Origin of the sequence: Streptomyces sp. G5(2025) (genome assembly GCF_049542075.1) — a bacterium.
GTDB lineage: Bacteria > Actinomycetota > Actinomycetes > Streptomycetales > Streptomycetaceae > Streptomyces.
In genome coordinates, this window is record NZ_JBMUZT010000006.1 from 1,822,443 (window position 1) to 1,848,541 (window position 26,099).

18 protein-coding genes are annotated in these 26,099 nt (G+C 70.7%); 6 read left to right on the forward strand and 12 right to left on the reverse strand.

The features are described from left to right. Positions 1-113 precede the first annotated feature (113 nt). The gene (locus tag ACOBQB_RS19145; protein WP_423598582.1) at positions 114-1,871 is read left to right on the forward strand and encodes a beta-galactosidase; all 1,758 of its coding nucleotides are present in this window, start codon (positions 114-116) and stop codon (positions 1,869-1,871) included. A gap of 28 nt (positions 1,872-1,899) precedes the next feature. On the opposite strand, the gene ACOBQB_RS19150 is transcribed toward ACOBQB_RS19145, so the two are convergent. Continuing rightward, positions 1,900-5,013: an endo-alpha-N-acetylgalactosaminidase family protein gene (locus ACOBQB_RS19150; protein WP_423593275.1), complete on the reverse strand. Its 3,114-nt coding sequence runs from the start codon at positions 5,011-5,013 to the stop codon at positions 1,900-1,902. Positions 5,014-5,165: 152 nt separating this feature from the next. After that, positions 5,166-5,963, reverse strand: coding sequence for a S1 family peptidase (locus ACOBQB_RS19155; protein ID WP_423593277.1), 798 nt, complete (start codon positions 5,961-5,963; stop codon positions 5,166-5,168). A 249-nt stretch (positions 5,964-6,212) separates the two neighbouring features. Here ACOBQB_RS19155 and ACOBQB_RS19160 point away from each other — a divergent pair, with 249 nt between their 5' ends. After that, on the forward strand, positions 6,213-7,106 hold the full coding sequence (locus ACOBQB_RS19160; protein ID WP_423593279.1) for a hypothetical protein: 894 nt from the start codon (positions 6,213-6,215) through the stop codon (positions 7,104-7,106). A gap of 13 nt (positions 7,107-7,119) precedes the next feature. On the opposite strand, the gene ACOBQB_RS19165 is transcribed toward ACOBQB_RS19160, so the two are convergent. The 3 genes from ACOBQB_RS19165 to ACOBQB_RS19175 form a co-directional block, all read right to left on the reverse strand. Continuing rightward, positions 7,120-7,971 carry a pentapeptide repeat-containing protein gene (locus ACOBQB_RS19165; protein WP_423593280.1) on the reverse strand — a complete coding sequence of 284 codons (852 nt, stop codon included), beginning with the start codon at positions 7,969-7,971 and terminating at the stop codon, positions 7,120-7,122. A gap of 119 nt (positions 7,972-8,090) precedes the next feature. Beyond that, positions 8,091-9,701 (reverse strand): DEAD/DEAH box helicase, encoded by a 1,611-nt coding sequence (locus ACOBQB_RS19170; RefSeq protein ID WP_423593282.1) that lies wholly within the window; start codon positions 9,699-9,701, stop codon positions 8,091-8,093. Between the two features lie 145 nt (positions 9,702-9,846). Next, a complete protein-coding gene (locus ACOBQB_RS19175; protein ID WP_030362889.1) occupies positions 9,847-10,050 on the reverse strand; it encodes a cold-shock protein in 204 nt (67 codons plus the stop codon). A gap of 328 nt (positions 10,051-10,378) precedes the next feature. Here ACOBQB_RS19175 and ACOBQB_RS19180 point away from each other — a divergent pair, with 328 nt between their 5' ends. After that, positions 10,379-11,314, forward strand: a complete 936-nt coding sequence (locus ACOBQB_RS19180) for a tyrosine-protein phosphatase (RefSeq protein ID WP_423593284.1) — start codon at positions 10,379-10,381, stop codon at positions 11,312-11,314. A 34-nt stretch (positions 11,315-11,348) separates the two neighbouring features. Here ACOBQB_RS19180 and ACOBQB_RS19185 read toward each other — a convergent pair whose 3' ends face one another. Then, positions 11,349-12,098: a VWA domain-containing protein gene (locus ACOBQB_RS19185; RefSeq protein ID WP_423593286.1), complete on the reverse strand. Its 750-nt coding sequence runs from the start codon at positions 12,096-12,098 to the stop codon at positions 11,349-11,351. 163 nt (positions 12,099-12,261) lie between these two features. Here ACOBQB_RS19185 and ACOBQB_RS19190 point away from each other — a divergent pair, with 163 nt between their 5' ends. Together ACOBQB_RS19190 and ACOBQB_RS19195 are read left to right on the forward strand one after the other, a co-directional pair. Beyond that, positions 12,262-13,008 carry an SDR family NAD(P)-dependent oxidoreductase gene (locus ACOBQB_RS19190; RefSeq protein ID WP_423593288.1) on the forward strand — a complete coding sequence of 249 codons (747 nt, stop codon included), beginning with the start codon at positions 12,262-12,264 and terminating at the stop codon, positions 13,006-13,008. A 126-nt stretch (positions 13,009-13,134) separates the two neighbouring features. Beyond that, on the forward strand, positions 13,135-14,064 hold the full coding sequence (locus ACOBQB_RS19195; protein WP_423593290.1) for a chitosanase: 930 nt from the start codon (positions 13,135-13,137) through the stop codon (positions 14,062-14,064). Positions 14,065-14,086: 22 nt separating this feature from the next. On the opposite strand, the gene ACOBQB_RS19200 is transcribed toward ACOBQB_RS19195, so the two are convergent. The 6 genes from ACOBQB_RS19200 to ACOBQB_RS19225 form a co-directional block, all read right to left on the reverse strand. Further along, positions 14,087-14,941: a carbohydrate ABC transporter permease gene (locus tag ACOBQB_RS19200; protein WP_423593291.1), complete on the reverse strand. Its 855-nt coding sequence runs from the start codon at positions 14,939-14,941 to the stop codon at positions 14,087-14,089. After that, positions 14,938-15,954 (reverse strand): carbohydrate ABC transporter permease, encoded by a 1,017-nt coding sequence (locus ACOBQB_RS19205; protein WP_423593292.1) that lies wholly within the window; start codon positions 15,952-15,954, stop codon positions 14,938-14,940. The genes ACOBQB_RS19200 and ACOBQB_RS19205 overlap by 4 nt, the downstream gene beginning before the upstream one ends. Before the next feature lie 66 nt (positions 15,955-16,020). After that, the gene (locus ACOBQB_RS19210) at positions 16,021-17,322 is read right to left on the reverse strand and encodes a sugar ABC transporter substrate-binding protein (protein ID WP_423593294.1); all 1,302 of its coding nucleotides are present in this window, start codon (positions 17,320-17,322) and stop codon (positions 16,021-16,023) included. A gap of 337 nt (positions 17,323-17,659) precedes the next feature. Next, positions 17,660-19,120, reverse strand: a complete 1,461-nt coding sequence (locus ACOBQB_RS19215) for a glutamate synthase subunit beta (RefSeq protein ID WP_423593295.1) — start codon at positions 19,118-19,120, stop codon at positions 17,660-17,662. After that, positions 19,113-23,681 carry a glutamate synthase large subunit gene (gene gltB / locus ACOBQB_RS19220; protein ID WP_423593297.1) on the reverse strand — a complete coding sequence of 1,523 codons (4,569 nt, stop codon included), beginning with the start codon at positions 23,679-23,681 and terminating at the stop codon, positions 19,113-19,115. The genes ACOBQB_RS19215 and gltB overlap by 8 nt, the downstream gene beginning before the upstream one ends. A gap of 339 nt (positions 23,682-24,020) precedes the next feature. Next, complete coding sequence (locus ACOBQB_RS19225) at positions 24,021-24,752, reverse strand: VIT1/CCC1 transporter family protein (protein ID WP_423593299.1); 732 nt, start codon at positions 24,750-24,752, stop codon at positions 24,021-24,023. 251 nt (positions 24,753-25,003) lie between these two features. Between ACOBQB_RS19225 and ACOBQB_RS19230 the strand changes: the two genes are divergently transcribed. Beyond that, the gene (locus ACOBQB_RS19230) at positions 25,004-26,011 is read left to right on the forward strand and encodes an ADP-ribosylglycohydrolase family protein (RefSeq protein ID WP_423593301.1); all 1,008 of its coding nucleotides are present in this window, start codon (positions 25,004-25,006) and stop codon (positions 26,009-26,011) included. Positions 26,012-26,099: the final 88 nt, after the last annotated feature.

A 26,099-nucleotide genomic window follows, 5' to 3' on the forward strand; every position in this document is an offset into this window, starting at 1 on the left:
GCCACGGTGTCGCGCTGCGTCCAACCGGACCCGATCTTTGTCCATGGACCCCGCCGCCCGCCAGAGGTGATCGTGGTCGGGCGGTACGGAGCGAGAGGGACGCGATGGACGCGATGGACGGGTTCAGGGTCGGCGAGGACGATTTCGAGCTGGAGGGGCGGCCGGTGCGTCTGCTCTGCGGCGCGCTGCATTACTTCCGGGTGCACGAGGAGCAGTGGGGGCACCGCCTGGCGATGCTGCGGGCGATGGGCCTCAACTGCGTGGAGACGTACGTCCCGTGGAACCTGCACGAGCCGCGGCCCGGCGTGTTCCGTGACGTGTCGGCGCTCGGCCGTTTCCTGGACGCGGCGCGGGAGGCGGGCCTGTGGGCGATCGTGCGGCCGGGCCCCTACATCTGCGCGGAGTGGGAGAACGGCGGGCTGCCGCACTGGCTGACGGGTCCTCTCGGGGCACGCGCGCGTACCCGTGACGGGGAGTATCTGGCGCATGTGGAGCGCTGGTTCCATCGGCTGCTGCGGGAGGTGGTGCCGCGTCAGCACGGCGGCGCGGACGGCGGTCCCGTGATCATGGTGCAGGTCGAGAACGAGTACGGGAGCTACGGCTCTGACCAGGTGTATCTGCGCCGCCTGGCCGGCCTGCTGCGCGGTGAGGGTGTGCGGGTGCCGCTGTTCACCTCCGACGGGCCCGAGGACCACATGCTGACCGGCGGTTCGATCCCCGGTGTCCTGGCGACGGCCAACTTCGGCTCGGCGGCACGCGCCGGGTTCGGGACGCTGCGGGCGCACCGCCCCAAGGGGCCGCTGATGTGCATGGAGTTCTGGTGCGGCTGGTTCGACCACTGGGGCGCGGACCATGTCGTACGGGACGCGGACGACGCGGCGGCGGCGTTGCGGGAGATCCTGGAGTGCGGGGCGTCGGTGAACCTCTACATGGCGCACGGCGGCACGAGTTTCGCGGGCTGGGCGGGTGCCAACCGGGGCGGCGGCGCGCTGCACGACGGGCCGCTGGAGCCGGACGTCACGTCGTACGACTACGACGCGCCGATCGACGAGTACGGCCGCCCCACGGCGAAGTTCTGGCGCTTCCGTGAGGTCCTCGCCCCGTACGCGACCGGGCCCCTGCCCGAGCCACCTCCTCCCCTGCCCGTGCTGGGCTCCCCCGCCACGGCGGCCCTCACGGAGTGGGCCCCGCTGGACACGGTCCTGGAGTGCCTCGGCACCCCGGAGACCGAGCACGCGGTGCCGCCCACCTTCGAGGAGCTCGACGTGGACCGGGGCCTGGTGCGTTACGCCGTGACGGTGCCGGGCCCGCGCAGGCGGCAGCGGCTGAGCGTGCGGGGGCTGCGGGATCTGGCGGTGGTGTACGTGGACGGGGAGCGGGCCGGGGTCCTGACCGAGGACGAGCCGGTCCTGGAGGACCCGGTGGCGGGGCACGCGCGCGTGGAGCTGTGGGTGGAGTCGCTGGGTCGCGTCAACTACGGGCCGCGCTCGGGCGAGTCCAAGGGCATCTGCGGGGGTGTCCTGCACGAGCGGCAGTACTTGCACGGGGTGCGGGCGCGGGGGCTGCGGCTCGACGCGTTCGACGTGCCGTCGGCGGTACGGGGGGTTTCGGCGGCCGGTACCGGGGAGGGGCGGCCGGGCCTGTACCGGGGCACGGTCGAGATCACGGCCCCCGGAGACGCCACCCTCGCGCTGCCCGGCTGGACGCGGGGCTTCGTCTGGGTCAACGGTTTCAACCTGGGCCGCTACTGGTCGGTCGGCCCGCAGCGGTCGCTGTATGTGCCGGGGCCGGTGCTGCGCGAGGGCGTCAACGAGGTGTGGGTGCTGGAGCTGGAGGGGGCGGCTCCGGGGGCGGCTGTCACGCTGTCCTGAGGCCCGCGGGGGGCCGCCCCCTGCCCGCTCAGCCCTCGGTCACGGAGGTCACCTCGAAGGCGTCGAGCACGAACTCCGCCTCGCCGTCGCCGCCGGTCTTGCGCAGTCCCACCCAGGCCTCGCCGTCGGCGGGAGCGGTGAACTCATAGGCGAACGTGACGGGTTCGGTGGCGACGGGCAGGTCCTTGCGGTCCGTCTCGCGGGGTGCGGGTTCGTCGACGGCGGTGATCCAGGCGTACTGGCCCGCCTTCTCGTTCTCGTATCGGAAGGAGACGCGGTAGCGCTTGCCGGGCGTGAAGCGGACGGTGTGCGGCACGGTGCGGTAGACGAGGCCGGTGTTCTCGCCGCGTGACTTCAGGGAGTTGCCGCCGTCGATGACGTCGTCGATCGCCTTGCCGTTCCAGCCGCGCTGCGTGTACGGGGCGTGGCGCTGGGCGATGTGGGTGCGCGGGTCGGTGGCGCCGCCCGCGTCTCCCTTCACGAAGGGGCCCCAGCCCTGCGGGACGTGCTCGAAGTCCTCGGAGGCGAGGGTGCCGCGGGGCCGCTTCGGCTCGGGGTGGGTCGCGGCCACCCGGACGTTGTCGAAGCGCACGCGCGCGTGGCCCGCCGCTGCCCGCAGCGTCAGCTCGGCGGTGCCGCCGCCCTCGGGGACGGTGAAGTAGGTGAACACGCGCTGGAAGCGGGTGCCGTGCTTGCGGTCGGCGGCGACGTAGTTGCCCGCCGTGGACGTCTCGGTGAAGTTGGCGGCGGTGACACCGTCGGCGGTACGCACCTCCAGGGACGCCTTGCGCCGCTCCCCCGCCTTCTCGCCGACCTCGACCTGCGCGGACGCCACGTACGTACCGGCCCTGAGGCGGGCGAGGCGCTGTCCGACGGAGGCCGCGCCGCCCGCGTCGATGACCAGCTCGTAGTCGCCGAGGGCGCTGCGCCGCACGGCGGCGGGCCCGCTGACCCGCCAGCCCTTCAGGGTGCCGGAGTGGAAGCCCGGGTCGTGCAGCGGTGTTCCTTGGCCCCACTTCGGGTCGGGCAGGGCGGCGGCGCGCTCGCGGTGGAGGACGTAGGGTTGTTTCGGCTCGGCCTTGAGGGTGACCTTGCCGCCGCGCACGGGGACGTATGACTCGAAGACCCTGCCCTGGTCGGTGAGCCGGTACAGGGCGACGCGGGAGCGGCCCGCCCACGCGCGCGGGAGGCGCCAGGTGCTGGTCCCGCCTGCGGGGTTGTAGTGGTACAGCTTGGCGGGATCGGTGGCCTTGCGGGGCTCCCAGGGCAGCAGGTAGCGGCCCTCTTCGTAGACGAGGCGTCCGTCGGTGGTGATGCGCCGCTTGCCTTCGAAGGCGTCGGAGACGGTCGTCCGGGTGGGTCCGAAGAGGGTGATCTCGTGCTCGTCCCACGTCTTGATGGGGTATGCCTGGAGGTACTTGGCGGGCAGTGAATGGGTCCAGATGAGGTCGTAGAAGGCGTGCCAGTCGGTCTTGCCGACCCAGCCGGTGAAGTTTCCCATGCGGGCGATGCCGAGGAGGGTCGGCCACTTGTCGGCGAAGACGTCCTTCTGGTGGTTGCGGATGAAGCGGATCAGGCGGGAGTTGATGCCGCGTGAGGTGTCGCCGCCGTAGTCGGTCTCGGTGGCCCAGTGCGACCAGAGTGCCGAGCGTTCGAAGCCGTGGCCCCACTCGGTGGTGATGGTCCAGCCCTGGTCGCGCAGGGCCCGCTGGAGGCGGTCGGAGGTCCAGCCGGACTCGCGGAAGACGTCGATGTAGAGGGTGTTGAGTCCCGGGTCGGTCTCGGCGCGCAGGTCGGCGAAGCGTTTGACGATGTCCCCGGAGACCAGGTCGCGGCGCTGGTCGATGCGGTAGCTCTGGTCGAGCCAGTCCCACTGCTTGTTGTTCTTGTCGACGAGTTTCTCGGAGAAGGCGTGGGCGACGGGGTAGGACTCGGTGGCGTTGACGTGGACGCCGAAGTCGCTGTGCCACTTCCGGCCCTCGTGGACGAGGGTGTTGAGGTCGTCGAGGCCGCCGGCACGGGTGTTGTGGTGGCCCGCGTAGTCGGGGTGGGCGGAGTCGTGGCCTTCGGACTGGTAGCCCTTGAGGAGGGTGTACTGGCGCAGCCCGTCGGTGGCGAGGTGGACGCGCTTGACGTCGTCGAGGGTGGCGAGGAAGGGGTTGGTGGCCTGTGAGGCGAAGTTGAAGGGGATGTGCGGGACGACTCGCAGGTGCTGCTCGTCGGCGCCGAGCGGGGTCACCATGATGTCGCGGAAGGCGATGGCGGCGTCCTGCCAGTCGACCTTGCCGTCGCCGTTGCGGTCGCCGGTGATGACGACGGTGGCGTACGGGAGGGGTTCGGTGGCGTCCACGGGCGCGGTCGCGGCCCGGTGGGTCCACTGTCCCGGGGTCAGCCGCGCCTCCACGCGGCCGCCGGTCCTGACCGTCTGGTGCCACAGCCGGCCGTTGTCCCAGGTGGTCCCGGCCGCGCTGGTGGGTTTGTCGTAGACGGTGTTGGTCTCGATCGCGCCGCCGAGCCGGTCGTGGGCGACGACGGCGTACGCGCAGCCGGCGGCCGCCGCGGCGGCGGCGGGCGTGTTCTTCTCCGGCCGGATCAGGGTGTCGCCGCTCTTGGCCTTGTCGAGCTGGACCTTGGCGGCGAGGAGGGCGGCGCCGGGCTGGTCGTCGCGTACGGCGAGCAGGGTGAGGCCGGGGATGCGCAGGGTGCCGACGCGCAGCGCGTCCGTGTCGGCGATCTTCGTGACGCGCCAGTGGACGTGGCGTCCCTCGACGGCGATCTCGACGTCGACGCGGGTGCCGCCGTCGAAGGCGAGTACGTACGTGACGCGGGCCTCGTCCGGGGAGGCGGTCACCTGGGGGGCGTGCGCGGTCTCGTCGATCAGGACCGTGGTGACGGCGTCCGTGGCGGCGTGCAGGACGGCGCCGCTCGCGCGGTCGGTGTAGGCGATGACGCGCGGGAAGGCGGTGGCGACGCGGACGTCCAACTGGCGTGAACGCAAGTTCACTTCGGGCGGCAGCGGCTGTGCGGACGCGTCCTTGGCGTCCGCGGCCGGGCCCGCTCCGAGGGCGGCCCCCACCCCGGCGAGCGTACCGGTGGCGACGACGGCTCTGCGGCTCGGTCCTGACCTGTCTGACGGCGGCATGCGGCACCCCTCCATGGGACGGAATCGGTGCCGATCACGATGCGCCGGGCGGTGCGGGGGCGCCTATGGACAAAGGAGGGACAGGTGTTGGACTTAGCTGCGGATGGCGGGGCGCCCACGGCCCGGGCGCCCCGCACCGGTTCAGCGGGACGTCACAGGCCCGCCGCCGCCTTCTCTATGTCCGCGGCGAATGTCGACACCTCGGTGTAGACACCGGGGTACTGCGGCCGGGCGCAGCCGTTGCCCCAGCTGACTATGCCGACCTGTATGAACGCGCCGGCCTCGTCCTTGCGGAACATGGGGCCGCCGGAGTCGCCCTGGCAGGTGTCGATGCCGCCCTGGGCGAGGTTGCCGGCGCAGATCTCCTCGCCGGGCGTGAGGTCGCTGCCGTACGCGGCCTTGCAGTCGGCGTCGCTGACGAACGGGACGGTCGCCTTGAGGAGGTAACGCTGCTGGGCGCCGCCTTCCCGGTCGGCGCCCCAGCCCGCGACGGTGAAGTCGCCCTTGTTGTACGCGGTGGTCTTGGCGATCTTCAGTGTGGGCAGGTCGATGGGCTTCGCCAGCTTGATGAGCGCCCAGTCCTTGCCCTTGCCGTTGTAGCCGGGGGCCTGGAGGACCTTGGTGGACTTCACCTTGATGGCGGCGGAGCTCCTGAGGTCCACGACACCGGCGGTGGCGGTGATGCTGGTGTTGTTGCCGGAGCCGTCGACGCAGTGGGCCGCCGTCAGCACGATGTTCTTGGCGTACAGGGAGCCGCCGCAGCCCATCGAGAGACGGACCATGAAGGGGAATTCACCCTGCTTGGCGGGGGTGCCTCCGACGACACGCTCGCTCGGCTGGGGGCCCGGGTCGGGCGCGGCGGACGCCGCCACGGGCTGAAGGCTGAGGGCGGCGAGAGCGATGGTGCCGAGGGTGGCGGCTCTCTTGACTCCACGCAGCTTGGTCTTCAATTGTCTTCCCTTCGTGGGGGGTTGATGAGGGGAGCGCGCGCGAGGGCAGGCCCTTGCCGCCCGTTTCGACCGCCCGGATGGCATGAGCCCGACAAAGCGTTGTTGCGGATTATGGAGATCGGTGTCCGCTCAGGACAAGGGGAGGTTTCCGGCCACGCCGCGCCGCACGGTCCGCTCCCGGGGCCCGCAACCGCCTTACAGTGGAGATGGGTTCCACTGTCCCGATGGCTGACATCAGGGGGTACGGACGTGACGGTCGGCGGCGGTCCTGTCGTGCACGGCTACCCCCACCTGGAGACCGTGCGCGCCGCCGTCACCGCGCTCTACAAACGCCTCTCGTACGACACCGTCCGCACCTTCGACACCAGCGTCGCCCCCGCCGACGTGGCCTTCGGCGACCAGGACGACCTGCATCTGGGGGTGCAGCGGGTGGCCCGCGAGATGGTGCGGCACCTGCGCCTGCCCGACGCCCGCGTGATCGTCGGTTTTCGCGCGATGGAACACGCCGCGAACGTCGAACTGACCGCCGGGCCCGAGTACTTCATCGAGCTCAACGACCGCTTCCGCACCCACCGGCGGGACATCGGCGCGGCGCTCGCACATGAGGTCATGCACGTGTATCTGCACCGGCTCGATCTGTCGTTCCCCGGCACCCGCGACAACGAGATCCTCACCGACACCGCCGCCGCGTATCTCGGCGCGGGCTGGCTGCTCCTGGACGCCTTCCGTGAGGACGGCGTCTCCTCGCAGAAGCTCGGCTATCTCACCCCGGAGGAGTTCGGCTACGTCCTCGCCAAGCGGGCCCTGGCCTTCGGCGAGGCGCCCGAGACATGGTTCACCAGCGCGCAGGCGTACACGGCGTACACCAAGGGCCTCGCCCAGGCCCGCCGCGACGAGCAGCAGCCGCCGCTGACGGCCGCCGGGTGGGTCGGCAGGCGGCGGTACGCGAAGGACCGGCGGTACGCGCGCGAGCACGGGACGGGCCCCGGGGACAGGGCGTACGCGTTCTCGTCCGACGGGCTCGGGGCGCTGCGGGTGTCGTTCGCGTGCCCGACGTGCTTCCAGCGGATCCGCGTACCGGCGCGGGGGCGGGTCCGGGCGCGGTGCGCGCTGTGCCGGACGGTCCTGGAGTGCGACGCCTAGCGGGCGGTCCCGGTCACGAGGCGGACCAGTGGCCGGGGCGGTCGAGCGAGCCGGGAAGCTTCGTGCGCGCGTCGCCCCTGGCCGCGTTCACCTGCGACTGGGTGAGGAAGAGCGCGCCGGTGAGGTCGGCGCCCCGCAGGTCCGCGTCGCGCAGGTCGGCGCCGATCAGGTCGGCCGTCCTCAGGTCGGCGTCGCGCAGGTCGGCGGCGATGAGGTAGGCGCCGCGCAGGTTGGCGCCCTTGAGGTCGGCGCCCTTGAGCCGGGCACCGAAGAGGTCCGCCCCTCGGCGGTCCTTCTTCTTGCCGCCGACGCCCTTGCGTACGAGTTCACTGGTGCGCAGCAGGAGGACGTTGACGTCCTGGCGGTGCGCCGCGACGTCGGTCTCGGTGAGGGCCTCGGGGGTGCCCTGGGCCAGCTCCTCGGTTCGGGCGAGGCTCTTGCGCAGGTCGGAGCGGATCGGCTTGGTCTGCGGCAGCGTCAGCGCCTCGGTCAGGTACCACAGGAGTTCGTGGAGTTGCCGCATGACCGGGAACACCTCGAACATCTGCCGGGCGGTGGCCGGATCCGCGCGCCAGTCCCGGCCGCCGAAGGTGCCCTGCGAGACGTGCTGGCCCGCGCCGAAGCAGTCGTACACCGTGCAGCCCCGGTAGCCCATGTCCCGCAGTTCGCGGTGGATGCCGCAGCGGAAGTCCGCCCGGAGGTTGCCGCACGGCTTGCCCGCGTCCTTGTTCTGCGCGAAGTCCGAGGACGCGGAGAAGGCCAGAGCCACACAGCAGAGCCCGAAGCAGTTGCCGCAGTCGGCACGCAGGGCGGTGCGGTCGTCCTGCAACAGGGGCAACGCGGCGGGTTCACGCTCCGGCGACATCGGGCGGGGCTCCTTGAGGACTTCGTCGTACGGTACGGCTCGCCATTGTCCCGCAGCGCTTCGGGCCGAACGGCGGGTGGTGGGGAGGCCGGGCGCGGGTCCCGGCCTCCCCGGCGGTGTCACGCGGCGCTGCGACGGCCTCCCTGGGCACCGCCACCGGAACGGCCGCGGCGGGCGCGTCCCGCCCCGGCGCCGCCCCCGGCGGAACCGGCACCGTCACGGGACTGACCGCCCTGCCCCTGCCGGGGCACCCTGCGCTGCTGTCCGCCCTGGCCGGAGGCCGCGCCGCCGCCCCCACCGGCGCCGCGCGGCCGGCGGCGGCGCTGCGAGGTCTGGGCGGGCTGCTGCGGCTGCGGCGTCTCGATGACCACCGGCACGCCAGAGGGCTCCCGGGCGCCGGTGATGCGTACCAGCTCCTCGTCGGAGGAGGAGATCCGCGCCGTGCGGGGGTTGATCTCGGCGTCGGACATCAGCCGCGTCATCTCCCGCTTCTCCTCGGGGAGCACGAGAGTGACGACGCTGCCGGACTCGCCCGCCCGCGCGGTGCGCCCGCCACGGTGGAGGTAGTCCTTGTGGTCGGCGGGCGGGTCGATGTTCACGACCAGGTCGAGGTCGTCGACGTGGATGCCGCGCGCCGCCACGTTCGTCGCGATCAACGCGGTGACCTGGCCGGTCTTGAACTGGTCCAGCGTGCGGTTGCGCTGCGGCTGCGAGCGGCCGCCGTGCAGACCGGAGGCGCGGACGCCGTTGGCGAGGAGCCGCTTGGTGAAGCGGTCCACGGCGCGCTTGGTGTCCAGGAACATGATCACGCGGCCTTCGCGGGCCGCGATCCGCATGGCGACGGCCTTCTTGTCCGTCTCGTCGGCGACGTAGAGGACGTGGTGCTCCATCGTCGTGACCGCGCCCGCGGACGGGTCGACGGAGTGCACGACGGGGTCGGTCAGGAACATCCGGACGAGCCGGTCGATGTTCTTGTCCAGCGTCGCCGAGAACAGCATGGTCTGGCCGCCCTGCTCGACCTGCTTGAGCAGCGCCGTGACCTGCGGCATGAAGCCCATGTCGGCCATCTGGTCGGCCTCGTCGAGGACGGTGGTGCGCACCTGCGAGAGGTCGCAGTCGCCGCGCTCGATCAGGTCCTTGAGGCGACCGGGGGTCGCGACCAGGACCTCGGCGCCACGGCGCAGCGTGCCCGACTGCTTGGTGATCGACATGCCGCCGACGACCGTGGCCATGCGGAGGTTCACCGACGTCGCGTACGGCGTGAGGGAGTCCGTGACCTGCTGGGCCAGCTCGCGGGTGGGGACGAGGACCATGGCGAGCGGCGACTTCGGCTCGGCGCGGTGCCCGGCGGTGCGGGCGAGCAGCGCGAGGCCGAAGGCGAGGGTCTTGCCGGAGCCGGTGCGGCCGCGGCCGAGGATGTCGCGCCCGGCGAGGGAGTTCGGGAGGGTCGCGGCCTGGATCGGGAAGGGCTCGGTGACGCCCTGCGCGGCCAGCGTCTTCAGGAGGGCCTCGGGCATGTCCAGATCACCGAAGGCCTCGACGGCGGGCAGCGCGGGCGTGATGCTCTCGGGCAGTGCGAACTCCCCGCCCTGCGCCGGCTTCGGCTTACGGCTTCCGGGCTTCTTCGCGGAATGCGCGGAGCCCCTCGCCTGGCCGGTCGGCCTGCCCTTTCCTGCTGCGTTCGCGGGTCGCTTGCGGGCGGGACGTGCCGGGCGTTCGGAGCGGTTCATGCAGTAATGCCTTCCTGGTCGCTGGACTTTCCGGACCTCTGAGCCTGGGTGCGGCTCTTGGGCCCGTAGGGCCCGATGACAGCGCAAGCCGAGGCCCGCACCTTCCGGTGCGGGCCTCGGCTGTGAGGTTCGCGCGCTGCGACGATCAGGCGGGAACGATGTTCTCGGCCTGCAGGCCCTTCTGGCCCTGGGTCACCTCGAAGGAAACCTTCTGGCCCTCAAGGAGCTCACGGAAGCCAGAGGACGCGATGTTGGAGTAGTGGGCGAAGACGTCGGGGCCGCCGCCGTCCTGCTCGATGAAGCCGAAGCCCTTTTCCGAATTGAACCACTTAACGGTGCCGGTTGCCATGTCAATCTCCTCAACAGGGGCAGTGAATGGAGAATCGCGGAATTGCCAATCTCCAGCGCTGCAATGACCCCCATACCGGAGAGAACCGGAAAAACAATAATGCGCCCTCGGAGCATTCCCGTCAGGCGCACATAAAGTCCATGGGTACCAAAACTGCAACACGTAACTTTAACACGCCTGGCGGAGTCGCTGTTCCCTGAGCCAGGAGACGTACGCCACCCGCACCCCTTCCCCCTTGGCGAGGACCTCGCTATGTTCCCCGAACAATCGTTTGGTTGGTTCAGGCACCGCACCGCCACCGCCATCACTCCGACCGGAAGGCGGCCCGATGCGCGTCAGCGTCCCACGCACCCGTACGGCGGCTGGACTCGCGATCTCCTCCCTCGTCCTCGGCGCCCTGCCCGCCTGGGCGGCCCACGCCGAACCCGCCTCGCCCCGGCCGCCCCGCCCGGCGGCGACGGCGGCGGCGTACGACACCGCACGCCACATACCCCTCCAGGGCGCAGTGAACGTACGGGACGTCGGCGGATACCGCACCCACGACGGGGAGCGCGTCCGCCGGGGCCAGGTCTTCCGTGCCGACGCCCTGAGCAAGCTCACCGACGCCGACCTGGCCACGCTCTCCCGGCTCGGCCTGAAGAAGGTCGTCGACTTCCGGGTGCCCGCCGAGGTGGAGTACGACGGGCCGGACCGGCTGCCCGCCGGGCTCTCCCCGGTCTCCCGGCCGATCACCGACAACGGCCTGTTCACCCGGCTCCTCACCGCGATCGGCTCCAAGGACCCCGTCAAGCAGGAGGAAATGCTCGGTGACGGCAAGGCGGCCGCGTTCATGCGGGACGTCTACCGCACGTTCGTCACCGACGCCGGCAACCGGGCGCAGTTCGCGGCCACCCTGCGCGACATCGCGGACAGCCGCTCGCCGCTGCTCTACCACTGCACCGCCGGCAAGGACCGCACCGGCTGGGCGACGTATCTGCTGCTGCGCCTGGTCGGCGTACCGGACAAGGCGTCCGTGGGCGACTACCTGGCCTCCAACACCTACCGGTCCGCCTACGACGCGAAGGTGCGCGAGGCGCTCAAGCAGGGCGGGCTCATGCAGAACCCGGACCTGATCATCCCGCTCCAGGAGGTGCGGACCGACTACCTGGACACGGCGCTCGACGAGGCCGCCCAGCGGTACGGCGGCCTGCGGGGCTATCTGACCGAGGGGCTCGGCCTGGACGCGGGCACCCTCCTGCAGCTGCGCCACCGCATGGTCGGATAGACACTGTTCGGCCAGCTGGACGCCGTTGGACCGGCTAGGCCACGATCCCGCCCGCCCTGGCCGCCGCGAGCCACGCCGGGAACTCCCCCACCAGCCGGTCGTACAGCTCGTCGTCCGGCAGGGTCAGGGGGTCGGTCCCGGCGTGGAAGAAGCCCGCGTTGTCGACCGGGCGCTTGGCCGGCACGGCGAGTTCGTCGAGCTTGCGCAGGTAGTCGAACTGCTTGCTGGCCGGGTCGCCGAAGCCGATGAACTGCCAGAACAGGGGCAGCTTCGCCGCCTTGCACAGGTAGCGCTCGGCGGCGAGCTTGTTGACCGGTCCGCCGTCGGTCTGGAAGACCACCAGGGCGGGCGTGGCGAGGCCCCCCTCGGCGTGGTCGATGTAGTGGTCGATGACGGCGTCCATCGCCAGGTGGTAGCTGGTCTTCCCCATGTGCCCGAGCCCGGCGACGATGGCGTCGATCCGGCCCTGGTGGTCGTCGAGCGCGATCTCCGTCACCGCGTCGACGTCCGTGGAGAAGAAGACGGTGGGCACGGTCCCGTCGTCGTCGAGGTGCGCGCAGAGGCCGAGCACCCGGTCGGCCAGGGCCTGGACGCTGCCGTCCTGGTAGTACGGCCGCATGGATCCCGAGTAGTCGACGACGAGGTAGACCGCCGCGCGGGCGCCCTCCAGGCCGTGTCTGCGCAGGGATACTCCGGCGCTCTTGTAGAGGCTGACGAGCGCGGGCGCCGAGTCCTCCACCTTGCGCAGACTGATCGCGGAACCCCTGCCGCTCGCCGAGTCCATGCGCCGCTCCGTTCTCCCCGGCGGGCCGCCACCGTGCCGGCCCGTCAGCGGCCGAGGGTAGCGTTCGCTCTCTTCTGCCTTGCCCATACGACTGCTAGATATATGCCGCTCAGGCACGCACAGGACGACCACCGGGACAGCCAAGGCGTACGGGAGGCGCGGCATGGGCTCACGGGAGATTTCGTACGGGCTGGACGGCAGGACGGTTCTGATCACCGGGGCGGCGCGTGGGCAGGGCGCGGCGGAGGCGCGGCTGTTCGCCGAGGCCGGGGCGCGGGTCGTCGTCACGGACGTACGGGAGGAGGAGGGGCGCGGGGTCGCCGAATCCCTCGGCGGCCAAGGGGTGTTCGTCCGCCATGACGTGACGGACGCGCGGAGCTGGGCGGCGGCGGTGGCCCGTGCCGTCGACGCCTTCGGGCGGCTCGACGCCCTGGTGAACAACGCCGCGCTGTGGCGCACGGCCTCCGTGGAGGACGAGACGTACGAGAACTTCGAGGCGCTGCTCCGCGTCAATCTGCTGGGACCGTTCCTCGGCATCCAGGCGGTGCTGCCCGCGCTGAAGGAGGCGGGCGGCGGTTCGGTCGTGAACGTCTCGTCGACGGCGGGCCTCGTGGGCATTCCGGGTCACGCGGCCTACGGCTCGACGAAGTTCGGGCTGCGGGGCCTGACCCGGTCCTCCGCGCTGGACCTCGCGCGACACGGTGTCCGGGTCAACTCGGTGCACCCGGGGGCGATCGACACCCCGATGATCGCGGCGGCCTCCACCGGGCGGGACTGGTCGCATCTGCCGCTCGGCAGGATGGGTCGCCCGGAGGAGGTCGGCGAGCTGGTGCTGTTCCTGGCGTCGGACGCGTCGTCGTACATCACGGGCGCGGAGTTCGCCGTGGACGGCGGCTCGACGACGGGGTGACGGCGCGCGGGCCGTCGCTCGGCCTTGCCGGCGGACCTGGTCCCGCTCGTCAACTTGGCGGCAGGCGCGTCTCGTTCAGGCGCGGACGGCGTCCCAACCGCCTGGCGGCGCACGTATCTTGGCCGGATGAACCAAGCCCGTCTGCTGCTGCTCCTCGCCGTCGCCCCGGTCGCCACCGTGGCCGCGTACCTGCTCGGCGACGGCACAGGTGGTGGCGGCGCTGGCGAAGCCGGCCACGGGGTGCCGGAGACCCCACGGCCCTACGACGAGGAGGACTCGGCGGCCGACGCGAAGAACGGCCCGGCGGCCGACTCCGCAGCCGATGACGAGCCGCTCGCCGGTCTGCCGCCCGGCCTCGCCGCCCCCGCCAAGAAGGACCTCGCCCACAAGCTCGTGGCCAGCGCGGAGCACTCGACGCTCGACTGGCGCGGCCAGTACGGCTCCGTCGAGGACACCGGGGACGGGAACGGCTACACCGCCGGCATCGTCGGCTTCTGCACCGGCACGCACGACCTGCTCACGCTCGTCGAGAATTACACCGAGGACCACCCCTCCAACCGCCTGGCCCGCTACCTCCCCGCCCTGCGCGCGGTCGACGGCAGCGACTCGCACCAGGGCCTGGACCCCGGCTTCGTCCGGGCGTGGCGGGCGGAGGCCGCCGAACCCGCGTTCCGCAGGGCCCAAGAGGGCCTGCGCGACCGGCTCTACTTCGACCCCGCGGTGCGCCTCGCCAAGCTCGACGGGCTCGGCACGCTCGGCCAGTTCCTCTACTACGACGCGATGGTCCTGCACGGCCCCGGCACCGGACCGCGCGCCTTCCACGGCCTGCGCGAGGCCGCCCTGAAGGAGGCGGACCCGCCGTCCGAGGGCGGCGGAGAGAAGGTGTATCTCGACGTCTTCCTGGACATCCGCCGCGAGGCGATGAGGCAGGAGAAGGCGCACCGCGACACCACGCGGGTGGACACCGCGCAGCGCCGCTTCCTGCGCGACGGCAACCTCGACCTGCGTACGCCGCTGACGTGGCAGGTGTACGGGGAGACGTTCAGGGTGCCGTAACCCCGTACACCATCGCGTGCCGTCAGCCCTTGACCGCGCCCGCCGCCAGGCCGGAGCCCAGCTTCCGGTGGACGACCACGAAGAAGATCATCACCGGCAGCGTGACCAGGGTGGAGCTGGCCATGACCGGGCCCCAGGACGTCGAGTTCTCCCCGAAGAACTGGTAGATGCCGACGGCCGCCGTGTATTTGTCGCTGCCCTTCATGAAGGTGTACGCGAAGACGAACTCGTTCCACGCCGTGATGAACGCGAAGATCGACGTGGCGACGAGCCCCGGCGCGACCAGCGGCAGCAGCACCGACCAGAACATCCGCGGCCAGGACGCGCCGTCGATGTACGCGGCCTCCTCGACCTCCTTCGGGACGGTGGCGACGAAGCCGCGCAGCGTCCAGATCGCGAAGGGGAGCGAGAGGGCGATGTAGACGATGCTCAGCCCAAGGAGGGAGTTGAGCATGTCGTAGTCCCGCATCTGGATGAAGAGCGGGATGACCAGGGCCTCCAGTGGCACCATCTGCACGATCAGGATCATGATCAGTACGGAGGTGCGGAAGCGGAACTTGAAGCGCGCCACCGCGATGGCCGCGAAGAGCGACAGCAGCGCGGCGGCGGCGATCGTGGCGAGGCCGACGAGCGCCGAGTTCAGCAGGTACGTACCGAAGTTGCCCTTCTCGAAGACGAACGTGAAGTGCTCGAAGCTGATGCCGCTGGGCAGCACGTCCGAGCCCCGCGTGAGCGCCTTCGGGTCGAGCGCGGTGGAGGTCATCCAGTAGACGGGGAAGAGGGTGAAGACGAGGAGCGCGGCGACGGCGACCGGTAGGCCGACGCGGCTCGCGAGCGTGGTGCGGGTGTGGGTACGCGTGCGGGTGCGGGCGGTCACAGTTCCTCCTCCCCTTGCCGGAAGAGCGTACGGATGTAGACGACGGTGATGATCAGGAGCAGCACGGTGAGCAGCACCGCGGCGGCGGCGCCCGCGCCGTAGTCGTTCTTGGCGAACGCCTCGATGTAGGAGTAGACGCCGAGGTTGTAGACCTCCGGGTTGGAGCCGTCGCCGCCCGGCATCAGATAGATCTGGGTGAAGACCTTGAAGTCCCAGATGGTGGAGAGGATGGTCACCACGAGGAAGACGGGCTTGATGGTCGGCACGGTGATGTTCCAGAACCGCTGCCAGGCGCCCGCGCCGTCCAGCTCCCCCGCCTCGTACAGCTCTTTGGGGATCGTCATGAGTCCCGCGAGGACGGTGATGGCGACGAACGGGAAGCCGTGGTGGATGACGTTGAGGGTGGCGATGGCGTAGAACGGGCCGCGCTCGGTGAACCAGTTGGTGGTCTCCGGGTCGATCAGGCCGACGGCGCCCGCGATCTGGCTGACCATGCCGTCCTGCGGCTGGAAGAGCCAGATCCATACGTACGTTCCTGTCACCGCGGGCATGGCCCAGGCGGCGAGGATCGCGATGGAGCAGATGAGCCGCCAGGTCGGCCCGAGGCGGTTGAGGAGCAGTGCCACGAGTGTGCCGAGGGCGACGGTCAGGCCGACGCAGGCCACGGCGAAGAAGACGGTGTTGGGCAGGACGGTCTGCCAGAGCAGGTCGCTGCCGAGCAGGTCGCTGTAGTGGTCGAAGCCGGTGAACGTCCCTGTGCCGCCGCCGAACTTGACCTCGTAGTCCTGGAGGGAGAGCTTGCCGACCTGGATCAGCGGCCAGAGCAGGAGTCCGGCGAGGACGAGGAGGGAGGGGGTGAGGAGGAGCCAGGGGCGGGTGAGGGTGATCAGTTTCTTGCGGCGGCGGGCGGCCTCGGCACCGCCGTCGGGCCGCGGGGGGTCGCGGCGGACCGTGGTCTTCGGTCCGCCGCCTTCGCCGACGAGCGTGTCCTTCACGACAGTCGCGTCCTTCACAGTCGCGCGTCCTTCACAGTCGTGCCTTTCACGGTCGTGCCTTTCACGGTGCCGAACCCGCCTTCGTCACTTGTCCTTGGCGAAGATGGCGTCCATGTCGTCGGCGGCCTTGTCGGCGGCTTCCTGGACGGACGCCTTGCCGGTGAGGATCGACTGGACCATGCGCGGGATGACCTTCGAGGCCTGGATCTCGCCGTACGCCTTGGTCTTGGGGACCGTGGCACCGGCCTCCAGCATCTGCTTGGCGAACGGCTCGACCAGCGGGTCCTTCTTCGCGGCGATCTTCTTCAGCTCGGAGTTCTGGCCGGGGAAGTAGTTCGTCTGCTCGGCCCACTTGGCGGCGAACTCGCCGGTGGTGAGCATCTTCACGAACTCCCAGGCGAGTTCCTTCTTGTCCGTGTCGAACGTGGACAGGTAGGAGCCGCCGAGGAAGGACTTGCTCATGCCGCCGTTCTCACCCGGGATCGGCACGGCGCCGAGCTTGCCCTTGAGGGACGGGTTCTTGTCGACGATCGCCTTCGGGGTCCAGTTGCCGCCGATGGACATGCCGATCTCGCTCTTGTTCCAGGCCTCGCCGACCTCTTTCTCCGTCCAGGTGCTGACCTTGGCCGGGGAGACCTTGTCCTTGGTGGCGAGGTCCGTGTAGAACTCGATGCCCTTGACGGCCTCGGGCGAGTTGATGCCGGACTTCCAGGAGCCGCCGGACTCGGTGGCGAGTTCGCCGCCGGCGCCCCACACGAAGGGGGCGGCGAACATCTCCGCGCCGCCCGCCACCGGGAAGGCGACCAGGTTCGGCTCCTTCTCCTTGAGCGTCTTCGCGGCCGTCCGCAGCTCCTGCCATGTGGTCGGGGGCTTGATGTCGTGCTTGGCGAAGAGGTCCTTGCGGTAGACGAGCGAGCGGACACCCGCGTACCAGGGCATGCCGTACTGCTTGCCGTCGAGCGTGCCCGCGTCCTTCAGGCCCTCGACCAGGTCGTCGCCGAGGCCCGACTTCTTCACCTCGTCGGTGACGTCGACGAGCGCGTCGGTCTCGGCGAACTGCGGCACCCAGGTCGTGCCGACCTCGGCCACGTCGGGCACCTGGTCCTCACCGCCCTCGATGGCGGTGGTGAACTTCTTCTGGGCGGTGGCCCACTGCTGGTACTCGACCTTGATCTTGGCGCCGGTCTTCTTCTCGAAGGCGTCCCCGGCCTCCTTGAAGAAGGGCCGCGCGTCGGGATTGGTCCCCTCCATGATCCATACGGTGAGCGTCTTGCCCTTGCCGTCGGTGGCCTTGCCGCCGTCGTCTCCGTCATCGCCGCCGCATGCCGTGGCGGTCAGTCCAAGACTCATGGCGACAGCAACAGCCGCGATGACACGTCGCTTCATGCCGGCCCCCTCCAGGTTCCGATTGGTGGGAGCGATTGTGGTCACACCGGACCGAGGCGGTCTAGACCCATTGGTATAAGCGGCCGAACCGTAATGACGGTTGCGAGTGACGCAACATACGCTCATAGCATTGCGTCACTTGCAACGCAGGGGTATCGCGGGTGGGGCACCTCAGTACGATCGGGCGCTCGGCGGGCACCCGGACACGCCACGGCGCCCGCCCAGGTCCGGTCGGGGACGAGGCGGGCGCCGCTTCAGTTCCGTACGTCGTTGTACGGGACGTATGAGGGGTCGTACGGAAGAAGGCGTACGGGTCAGGCCGTCAGAGCCGTACGGGTCAGACCGTCAGGGCGCGGTCCGTCGGGCGGATCGGGGCCGGGAGGTCGCTCGCGCCGGTGAGGAAGCGGTCGACTCCGCGCGCCGCCGAGCGGCCCTCGGCGATCGCCCAGACGATGAGCGACTGGCCGCGGCCCGCGTCGCCGGCGACGAAGACGCCGGGGACGTTGGTCTGGAAGTCGGCGTCGCGCGCGACGTTGCCGCGCTCGTCCAGCTCCAGGGCGAACTGGTCCACGAGGCCGTTCTCGCGGTCCGTGCCGGTGAAGCCCATCGCGAGGGTGACCAGCTGGGCGGGGATCTTGCGCTCCGTACCCGGCTTCTGGGTCAGCTTGCCGTCGATGAACTCCACCTCGACGAGGTGCAGGAACTGGACGTTGCCGTCCTCGTCGCCCTCGAAGTGCGTGGTCGAGACGGAGTAGACCCGCTCGCCGCCCTCCTCGTGCGCGGAGGTCACCTTGTACAGCATGGGGAAGGTCGGCCACGGCTGGTGGGCCGCGCGGTCCTCGCCCGGCTTCGGCATGATCTCCAGCTGGGTGACCGAGGCCGCGCCCTGGCGGTGGGCGGTGCCCACGCAGTCCGCGCCGGTGTCGCCGCCGCCGATGACGACGACGTGCTTGCCCTCGGCGGTGATGGGGGGCGCCACGAAGTCGCCCTCCTGCACCTTGTTGGCGAGCGGCAGGTACTCCATGGCGAAGTGGATGCCGTTCAGGTCGCGGCCCGGGACGGGCAGGTCACGGGAGATCGTGGCACCGGCGGCGATGACGACGGCGTCGTACCGCTTGCGCAGCTTCATCGCGTCGATGTCCCGGCCGATCTCCACGCCGGTGCGGAACTTGGTGCCCTCCGCCCGCATCTGCTCGATGCGGCGGTTGATGTGCCGCTTCTCCATCTTGAACTCGGGGATGCCGTAGCGGAGCAGGCCGCCGATGCGGTCGGCGCGCTCGTAGACGGCGACGGTGTGACCGGCGCGGGTCAGCTGCTGGGCGGCGGCCAGGCCCGCCGGGCCCGAGCCGATGACCGCGACCGTCTTGCCGGACAGCCGCTCGGGCGCCTGCGGCGCCACGTCACCGGTCTCCCACGCCTTGTCGATGATGGAGACTTCGACGTTCTTGATGGTGACGGCCGGCTGGTTGATGCCGAGGACGCACGCCGACTCGCACGGGGCGGGGCACAGGCGGCCCGTGAACTCCGGGAAGTTGTTCGTGGCGTGCAGCCGCTCCTGCGCGGCCTGCCAGTCCTCGCGGTAGGCGTAGTCGTTCCACTCCGGGATGAGGTTCCCGAGCGGACAGCCGTTGTGGCAGAACGGGATGCCGCAGTCCATGCAGCGCGAGGCCTGCTTGGAGATGATCGGGAGCAGGGAGCCGGGAACGTAGACCTCGTTCCAGTCGCGGACGCGCTCGCCGACCGGGCGGGTCTTGGCGACCTCGCGGCCGTGGTTCAAAAAGCCCTTGGGATCAGCCATTGGTCGCCGCCTCCATCATCTTCTCGGTGATCTCGGTCTCGGAGAGACCGGCTCGCTCGGCGGCGTCCTTGGCGGCGAGCACTGCCTTGTACGTGCTGGGGATGATCTTGCTGAAGCGCGCCACCGCCACGTCCCACTCGGCGAGCAGCTTCTCGGCGACGGTCGAGCCCGTCTCCTCCTGGTGGCGGCGCACCACGTCGTGCAGCCACTGCTTGTCGGTGTCGGACAGCTCCTCGACGGCGCCGAGGTTGCCCGCGTTGACGTTGTCGCGGTCCAGGTCGATGACGTACGCGATGCCGCCGGACATGCCGGCCGCGAAGTTGCGCCCGGTCTCGCCGAGGACGACGGCGTGGCCGCCGGTCATGTACTCGCAGCCGTGGTCGCCCACGCCCTCGGAGACCACGGTCGCCCCGGAGTTGCGGACGCAGAAGCGCTCGCCGGTGCGGCCCCGCAGGAACAGTTCGCCGCCGGTCGCGCCGTACGCGATGGTGTTGCCGGCGATCGTCGAGTACTCGGCGAGGTGGTCGGCGCCGCGGTCCGGGCGGACGATGATGCGGCCGCCGGACAGGCCCTTGCCGACGTAGTCGTTGGCGTCACCCTCCAGACGCAGGGTGACACCGCGCGGCACGAAGGCGCCGAAGGACTGGCCCGCCGAGCCGGTGAAGGTGATGTCGATGGTGTCGTCGGGCAGACCGGCGCCGCCGAACTTCTTCGTCACCTCGTGGCCGAGCATCGTGCCGACCGTGCGGTTGATGTTGCGGATCGCGACCTGGGCGCGCACGGGCTGCGCGTCGGTGGCGGTGGAGGCGGCGAGCGCGTCGGCGGACAGCTTGATCAGCTCGTTGTCGAGCGCCTTCTCCAGGCCGTGGTCCTGGACGGTGATCTGGTGGCGCACGGCGCCGGCGGGCAGCGCGGGCACGTGGAAGAGCGGCTCCAGGTCAAGGCCCTGCGCCTTCCAGTGCTTGACGGCCTTGTCGGTGTCGAGGAGTTCGGCGTGGCCGACGGCCTCCTCGATGGAGCGGAAGCCCAGCTCGGCGAGGAGTTCGCGGACCTCCTCGGCGATGAACTCGAAGAAGTTCACGACGTACTCGGCCTTGCCGGAGAACCGCTCGCGCAGCGCCGGGTTCTGCGTGGCGATGCCCACCGGGCAGGTGTCCAGGTGGCAGACGCGCATCATGACGCAGCCGGAGACGACGAGCGGCGCGGTCGCGAAACCGAACTCCTCGGCGCCGAGCAGCGCGGCGATGATGACGTCGCGGCCGGTCTTCAGCTGGCCGTCGGTCTGTACGACGATGCGGTCGCGCAGGCCGTTGAGCAGCAGCGTCTGCTGGGTCTCGGCGAGGCCCAGCTCCCAGGGGCCGCCCGCGTGCTTCAGCGAGGTCAGCGGCGAGGCGCCCGTGCCGCCGTCGTGGCCGGAGATGAGGACGACGTCCGCGTGGGCCTTGGAGACGCCCGCGGCGACCGTGCCGACGCCGACCTCGGAGACCAGCTTCACGTGGATGCGGGCCTGCGGGTTGGCGTTCTTGAGGTCGTGGATCAGCTGGGCGAGGTCCTCGATGGAGTAGATGTCGTGGTGCGGCGGCGGCGAGATGAGGCCCACGCCGGGCGTCGAGTGACGCGTCTTGGCGACCCACGGGTAGACCTTGTGGCCGGGCAGCTGACCGCCCTCGCCGGGCTTGGCGCCCTGCGCCATCTTGATCTGGATGTCGTCGGCGTTGACCAGGTACTCGCTGGTGACACCGAAGCGGCCGGAGGCGACCTGCTTGATGGAGGAGCGGCGCGCCGGGTCGTAGAGCCGGTCCGCGTCTTCGCCGCCCTCACCGGTGTTGGACTTGCCGCCCAGCTGGTTCATGGCGATGGCGAGGGTCTCGTGCGCCTCGCGGGAGATCGAGCCGTACGACATGGCGCCGGTCGAGAACCGCTTGACGATCTCCGAGGCGGGCTCGACCTCGTCGATGGAGATCGAGGGGCGGTTCGACTTGAAGCCGAAGAGACCGCGCAGCGTCATCAGCCGCTCGGACTGCTCGTTCACGCGACCCGTGTACTGCTTGAAGATGTCGTAGCGGCGGCTGCGCGTGGAGTGCTGGAGGCGGAAGACCGTCTCGGGGTCGAACAGGTGCGGCTCGCCCTCGCGGCGCCACTGGTACTCCCCGCCGATGTCCAGCGCGCGGTGCGCGGAGGGGACGCCGGAGGCCGGGTAGGCCTTGGCGTGGCGGGCGGCGACCTCCTGGGCGATGACGTCGAGGCCGGCGCCGCCGATCTTCGTCGTCGTACCGCTGAAGTACCGCTCCACGAACGCCTGGTCGAGACCGATGGCCTCGAAGACCTGGGCGCCGCGGTAGGAGGCGACGGTGGAGATGCCCATCTTGGACATGACCTTCAGGACGCCCTTGCCGAGGGCGTAGATGAGGTTGCGGATGGCCTGCTCGGGCTCAATGCCGGGCAGGAACGTCCCCGCGCGGACGAGGTCCTCGACGGACTCCATCGCGAGGTAGGGGTTGACGGCGGCGGCGCCGTAGCCGATGAGGAGGGCCACGTGGTGGACCTCGCGCACGTCGCCCGCCTCGACCAGCAGGCCCACCTGGGTGCGCTGCTTGGTGCGGATGAGGTGGTGGTGGACGGCGGAGGTGAGCAGCAGCGAGGGGATCGGCGCGTGCTCGGCGTCGGAGTGCCGGTCGGAGAGCACGATCAGGCGGGCGCCGGCCTCGATGGCGGCGTCGGCCTCGGCGCAGATCTCGTCGATGCGGGCGGCGAGCGCGTCGCCGCCGCCGCTGACGCGGTAGAGACCGGAGAGCGTCGCGGCCTTCATGCCGGGCATGTCGCCGTCGGCGTTGATGTGGATGAGCTTGGCCAGCTCGTCGTTGTCGATCACCGGGAAGGGCAGGGTGACGCTGCGGCAGGACGCGGCGGTCGGCTCCAGGAGGTTGCCCTGCGGGCCGAGCGAGGAGTGCAGCGAGGTGACCAGTTCTTCGCGGATGGCGTCCAGCGGCGGGTTGGTGACCTGCGCGAACAGCTGCGTGAAGTAGTCGAAGATGAGGCGGGGGCGCTCGGACAGAGCCGCGATCGGGGTGTCCGTGCCCATGGAGCCGAGCGGCTCGCCGCCGGTCTTGGCCATCGGCGCGAGGATGATCCGCAGCTCTTCCTCGGTGTAGCCGAAGGTCTGCTGGCGGCGCGTGACGGAGGCGTGCGTGTGCACGATGTGCTCACGCTCGGGCAGGTCGGAGAGCTCGATCTCGCCGGTCTCCAGCCACTCCTGGTACGGGTTCTCGGCGGCGAGGGCGGCCTTGATCTCGTCGTCCTCGACGATGCGGTGCTCGGCGGTGTCGACGAGGAACATGCGGCCGGGCTGGAGGCGGCCCTTGCGGACGACCTTCGCGGGGTCGATGTCGAGGACGCCCACCTCGGAGCCGAGGACGACGAGGCCGTCGTCGGTGACCCAGTAGCGGCCGGGGCGCAGGCCGTTGCGGTCGAGGACCGCGCCGACCTGGGTGCCGTCGGTGAAGGTGACGCAGGCCGGGCCGTCCCAGGGCTCCATCTGCGTGGAGTGGTACTGGTAGAAGGCGCGCCGTGCCGGGTCCATGGAGGCGTGGTTCTCCCAGGCCTCCGGGATCATCATCAGCACGGAGTGCGGCAGGGAACGCCCGCCGAGGTGCAGGAGTTCGAGGACCTCGTCGAAGGACGCGGAGTCGGAGGCGTCCGGCGTGCAGATCGGGAAGATCCGGTCCAGCTTCTCCTGTCCGAAGAGGTCCGAGGCGAGCTGGGACTCGCGGGCGCGCATCCAGTTGCGGTTGCCCTTGACGGTGTTGATCTCGCCGTTGTGCGCGACAAAGCGGTACGGGTGTGCGAGCGGCCAGCTCGGGAACGTGTTCGTCGAGAAGCGGGAGTGGACGAGCGCGACGGCCGTGGCGAAGCGGCGGTCGGACAGGTCGGGGAAGAACGGCTCCAGCTGGCCGGTGGTCAGCATGCCCTTGTAGACGAGGGTGCGGGCGGAGAGCGAGGGGAAGTACGTCCCGGCCTCGCGCTCGGCGCGCTTGCGCAGCATGAACGCCTTGCGGTCCAGCTCCAGGCCGGTGTGCTCGCCGTCGGCGACGAAGACCTGCCGGAAGACCGGCATCGTCGAGCGGGCGGTGGCGCCGAGCAGCTCGGGGGCGACGGGCACGTCGCGCCAGCCGAGGACGGTCAGGCCCTCTTCGGAGGCGATCGTCTCGATCTGTGAGACGGCGGCGTCGGTGGTACCGGCGGTGTCGACCGGCAGGAAGGCGATGCCGACGGCGTAGGCGCCGGCCGCGGGAAGCTCGAATCCGGCCACCTCGCGCAGGAACGCGTCGGGCACCTGGAGCAGGATGCCGGCACCGTCACCCGAGTCGGGCTCGGAGCCGGTGGCGCCGCGGTGTTCGAGGTTGCGCAGTACCGTCAGCGCCTGTTCGACCAGCTCATGGCTGGCAACACCGGTCAGGGTGGCCACGAAACCGACACCGCAGGCGTCGTGTTCGTTACGGGGGTCGTACATCCCCTGGGGGGCGGGGCGACCGTCCATGGGCGACCAGGCGTGGGTACGCATCGGCACTCCCGTCGTCGTCGAGGCAACTACATGTGGCGAGGGACGACGTTGGCCCTGGCGAAATTTCGTGCAGGTTACATGATGGAACGCTTCTCGAAAAGCGGATAGCTCGTTCCATCATGTGGACACAGACGCCGCTCGCGAAGGTGGGGAGCGGTTCGAGGGGGACCCTTGGGCCCTCGGGGCCGCCGCGGACAGATCCATGACCGAGCGCCCGGAACGCCGCGGGCCTCATTGCCCACAGCGCTTACGGCTCATGCCCCATGGCAATCGATTCGAAACCGCTGAGTAACGGCTACTTATGCGAGGTCGCACATATGCCTGCACGGCCGCAGCGGCTCATCCTAGGGCCGTACCGAACAGGCTGCCCAGGGCGTACGTCACACCCGCCGCCGCCCCGCCGAGCGCGAGCTGCCGCAGACCGCTGAACCACCACGAGCGCGCGGTCACCTTGGCGACCACCGCGCCGCAGGCGAAGAGCCCGATCAGCGCGAGCACCAGGGCGGGCCACAGCACGGTGGCACCGAGGAGATACGGCAGTACGGGCAGCAGGGCACCCAGCGCGAACGAGCCGAAGGACGACACCGCCGCGACGGTCGGCGACGGCAGGTCGCTCGGGTCGATGCCCAGCTCCTCGCGGGCATGGATCTCCAGCGCCTGCTCGGGGTCCCTGGAGAGCTGGCGGGCGACCTCGCGGGCCAGCTCCGGCTCGACCCCGCGGGAGGCGTACAACGCGGCGAGCTCGCGCTCCTCGTCCATCGGGTGCTTGCGCAACTCCCGCCGCTCCACGTCCAGTTCGGCCTGGACCAGCTCGCGCTGCGAGGCGACGGAGGTGTACTCGCCGGCCGCCATGGAGAAGGCGCCCGCGGCGAGCCCCGCGAGGCCCGTGATGACGATGGTCTGCTGCGCGACCGAGCCGCCCGCGACACCCGTCATCAGCGCCAGGTTGGACACGAGCCCGTCCATGGCGCCGAAGACGGCGGGGCGCAGCCAGCCGCCGTTGACGTCGCGGTGGGTGTGGTTGTCGCGGTGCGCCTCGTGCAGTGCCGCTTCGGTCTCGATGATCGCCATGGTATGGACCCCCTCAATGCTTGGACAGCGTCCAAAGTACGCGCGAAAAAAATCTCCCGCCAGCAAGGAAGGCCGTACTTACCTGCGCAAACGCGCCTCGGCGGGGGTCTCGCGGAGCCGTTCGGGCGCTGGCGGAAAGGAGGCTCGAAGGGGTGATCTGAGCCCGTGCGTGCTCGTGTGAGCACGCCGCGTGGCAGAGATGGACCAAGCAAGCACCGCATCCAGCGGTCCGCGCAACAGGGAGGCACGGCATGGCGTCCAGCGCATGCGTTCCCTCGGTCCCGACACCCGGTGAAGCCGCCGGCCTCCGCGAACGGGCACGCGGCGCGCTGCTCGGCCTGGCGGTCGGCGACGCGCTCGGCGCACCCGCGGAGAACATGAAACCGTCCGAGATCCGGGCCCGTTGGGGCCGCATCACCGGATACGTCGCCGAACACCCGGCGGGCACGGACGACACGGAGTACGCGATCTTCTCGGGGCTGCTGCTCGCCCGGCACGGCTCGGCGCTGACCGTCGCGCACGTCGAGACCGCCTGGCACCAGTGGATCGTCGACCTGGACGAGGGCCCCTTCCGGGGCGCGGGCTTCAGCGAACGCGGCACCCTGGAGAACCTGCGCCGCGGCCTCGCCGCCCCCATCTCGGCCCAGCACCGGCACGCCTGGAGCGACGGCCTGGCGATGCGGGCCGCGCCGTTCGGCGTCTTCGCCGCGGGGCGCCCCGCCGAGGCGGCCCGCCTCATCGCCATCGATGGCTCGGTCAGCCATGACGGGGAAGGCATTTACGGCGGCCAGGCCGTCGCGGCGGGGGTCGCGGCGGCGATGGCGGGCGCGCGGGTGGACGCTGTCGTGACGGCGGCGCTCTCCGTCATCCCGGACGACTGCTGGACGTCGCGCTCGCTGCGGCGGGCGGTCGCGGTCGCCCATCGCGGCGAACGCGCGGTCCGCTCCGCGGTGGTGATCGGCGGCTACCCCTGGACCGATCTCGCGCCGGAGGCGGTGGGCCTCGCCTTCGGCGCGTACGCGGCGGCGCGCGGCGACTTCCGCTGCGCGGTGCTGTCGGCGGTGAACATGGGGCGGGACGCGGATACGACGGCGGCGGTGGCGGGGGCGCTCGCCGGGGCGACATGTGGCGCCTCCTCGATTCCCGAGCCCTGGGCGCTGGCCATCGGGCCCGCACGGGGGAGCTGCCTGCCGTCGATGCGGGGGCATCACGTACTGGACGTGGCGGAGCTGCTGGTTCCCGACGGGGAGGTGCCGTGAGCGTCGACAATCCCGCCGCTTCGCGGCGGATCTTTCCCACCCTCCCCCAAACTCCAAAGAGCAGGGGATGCCCCCTTCCCGTTCACCT

Bases quoted from the DNA above. Each gene is read 5' to 3' on its own strand.
- ACOBQB_RS19145 (WP_423598582.1), top strand. From the start codon at position 114: ATGGACGGGTTCAGGGTCGGCGAGGACGATTTCGAGCTGGAGGGGCGG.
- ACOBQB_RS19175 (WP_030362889.1), bottom strand. From the start codon at position 10,050: ATGGCAACCGGCACCGTTAAGTGGTTCAATTCGGAAAAGGGCTTCGGC.
- ACOBQB_RS19225 (WP_423593299.1), bottom strand. From the start codon at position 24,752: ATGGCGATCATCGAGACCGAAGCGGCACTGCACGAGGCGCACCGCGAC.
- ACOBQB_RS19210 (WP_423593294.1), bottom strand. From the start codon at position 17,322: ATGAAGCGACGTGTCATCGCGGCTGTTGCTGTCGCCATGAGTCTTGGA.
- ACOBQB_RS19190 (WP_423593288.1), top strand. From the start codon at position 12,262: ATGGGCTCACGGGAGATTTCGTACGGGCTGGACGGCAGGACGGTTCTG.
- ACOBQB_RS19230 (WP_423593301.1), top strand. From the start codon at position 25,004: ATGGCGTCCAGCGCATGCGTTCCCTCGGTCCCGACACCCGGTGAAGCC.
- gltB (WP_423593297.1), bottom strand. From the start codon at position 23,681: ATGCGTACCCACGCCTGGTCGCCCATGGACGGTCGCCCCGCCCCCCAG.
- ACOBQB_RS19180 (WP_423593284.1), top strand. From the start codon at position 10,379: ATGCGCGTCAGCGTCCCACGCACCCGTACGGCGGCTGGACTCGCGATC.
- ACOBQB_RS19150 (WP_423593275.1), bottom strand. From the start codon at position 5,013: ATGCCGCCGTCAGACAGGTCAGGACCGAGCCGCAGAGCCGTCGTCGCC.
- ACOBQB_RS19185 (WP_423593286.1), bottom strand. From the start codon at position 12,098: ATGGACTCGGCGAGCGGCAGGGGTTCCGCGATCAGTCTGCGCAAGGTG.
- ACOBQB_RS19170 (WP_423593282.1), bottom strand. From the start codon at position 9,701: ATGAACCGCTCCGAACGCCCGGCACGTCCCGCCCGCAAGCGACCCGCG.
- ACOBQB_RS19215 (WP_423593295.1), bottom strand. From the start codon at position 19,120: ATGGCTGATCCCAAGGGCTTTTTGAACCACGGCCGCGAGGTCGCCAAG.
- ACOBQB_RS19195 (WP_423593290.1), top strand. From the start codon at position 13,135: ATGAACCAAGCCCGTCTGCTGCTGCTCCTCGCCGTCGCCCCGGTCGCC.
- ACOBQB_RS19165 (WP_423593280.1), bottom strand. From the start codon at position 7,971: ATGTCGCCGGAGCGTGAACCCGCCGCGTTGCCCCTGTTGCAGGACGAC.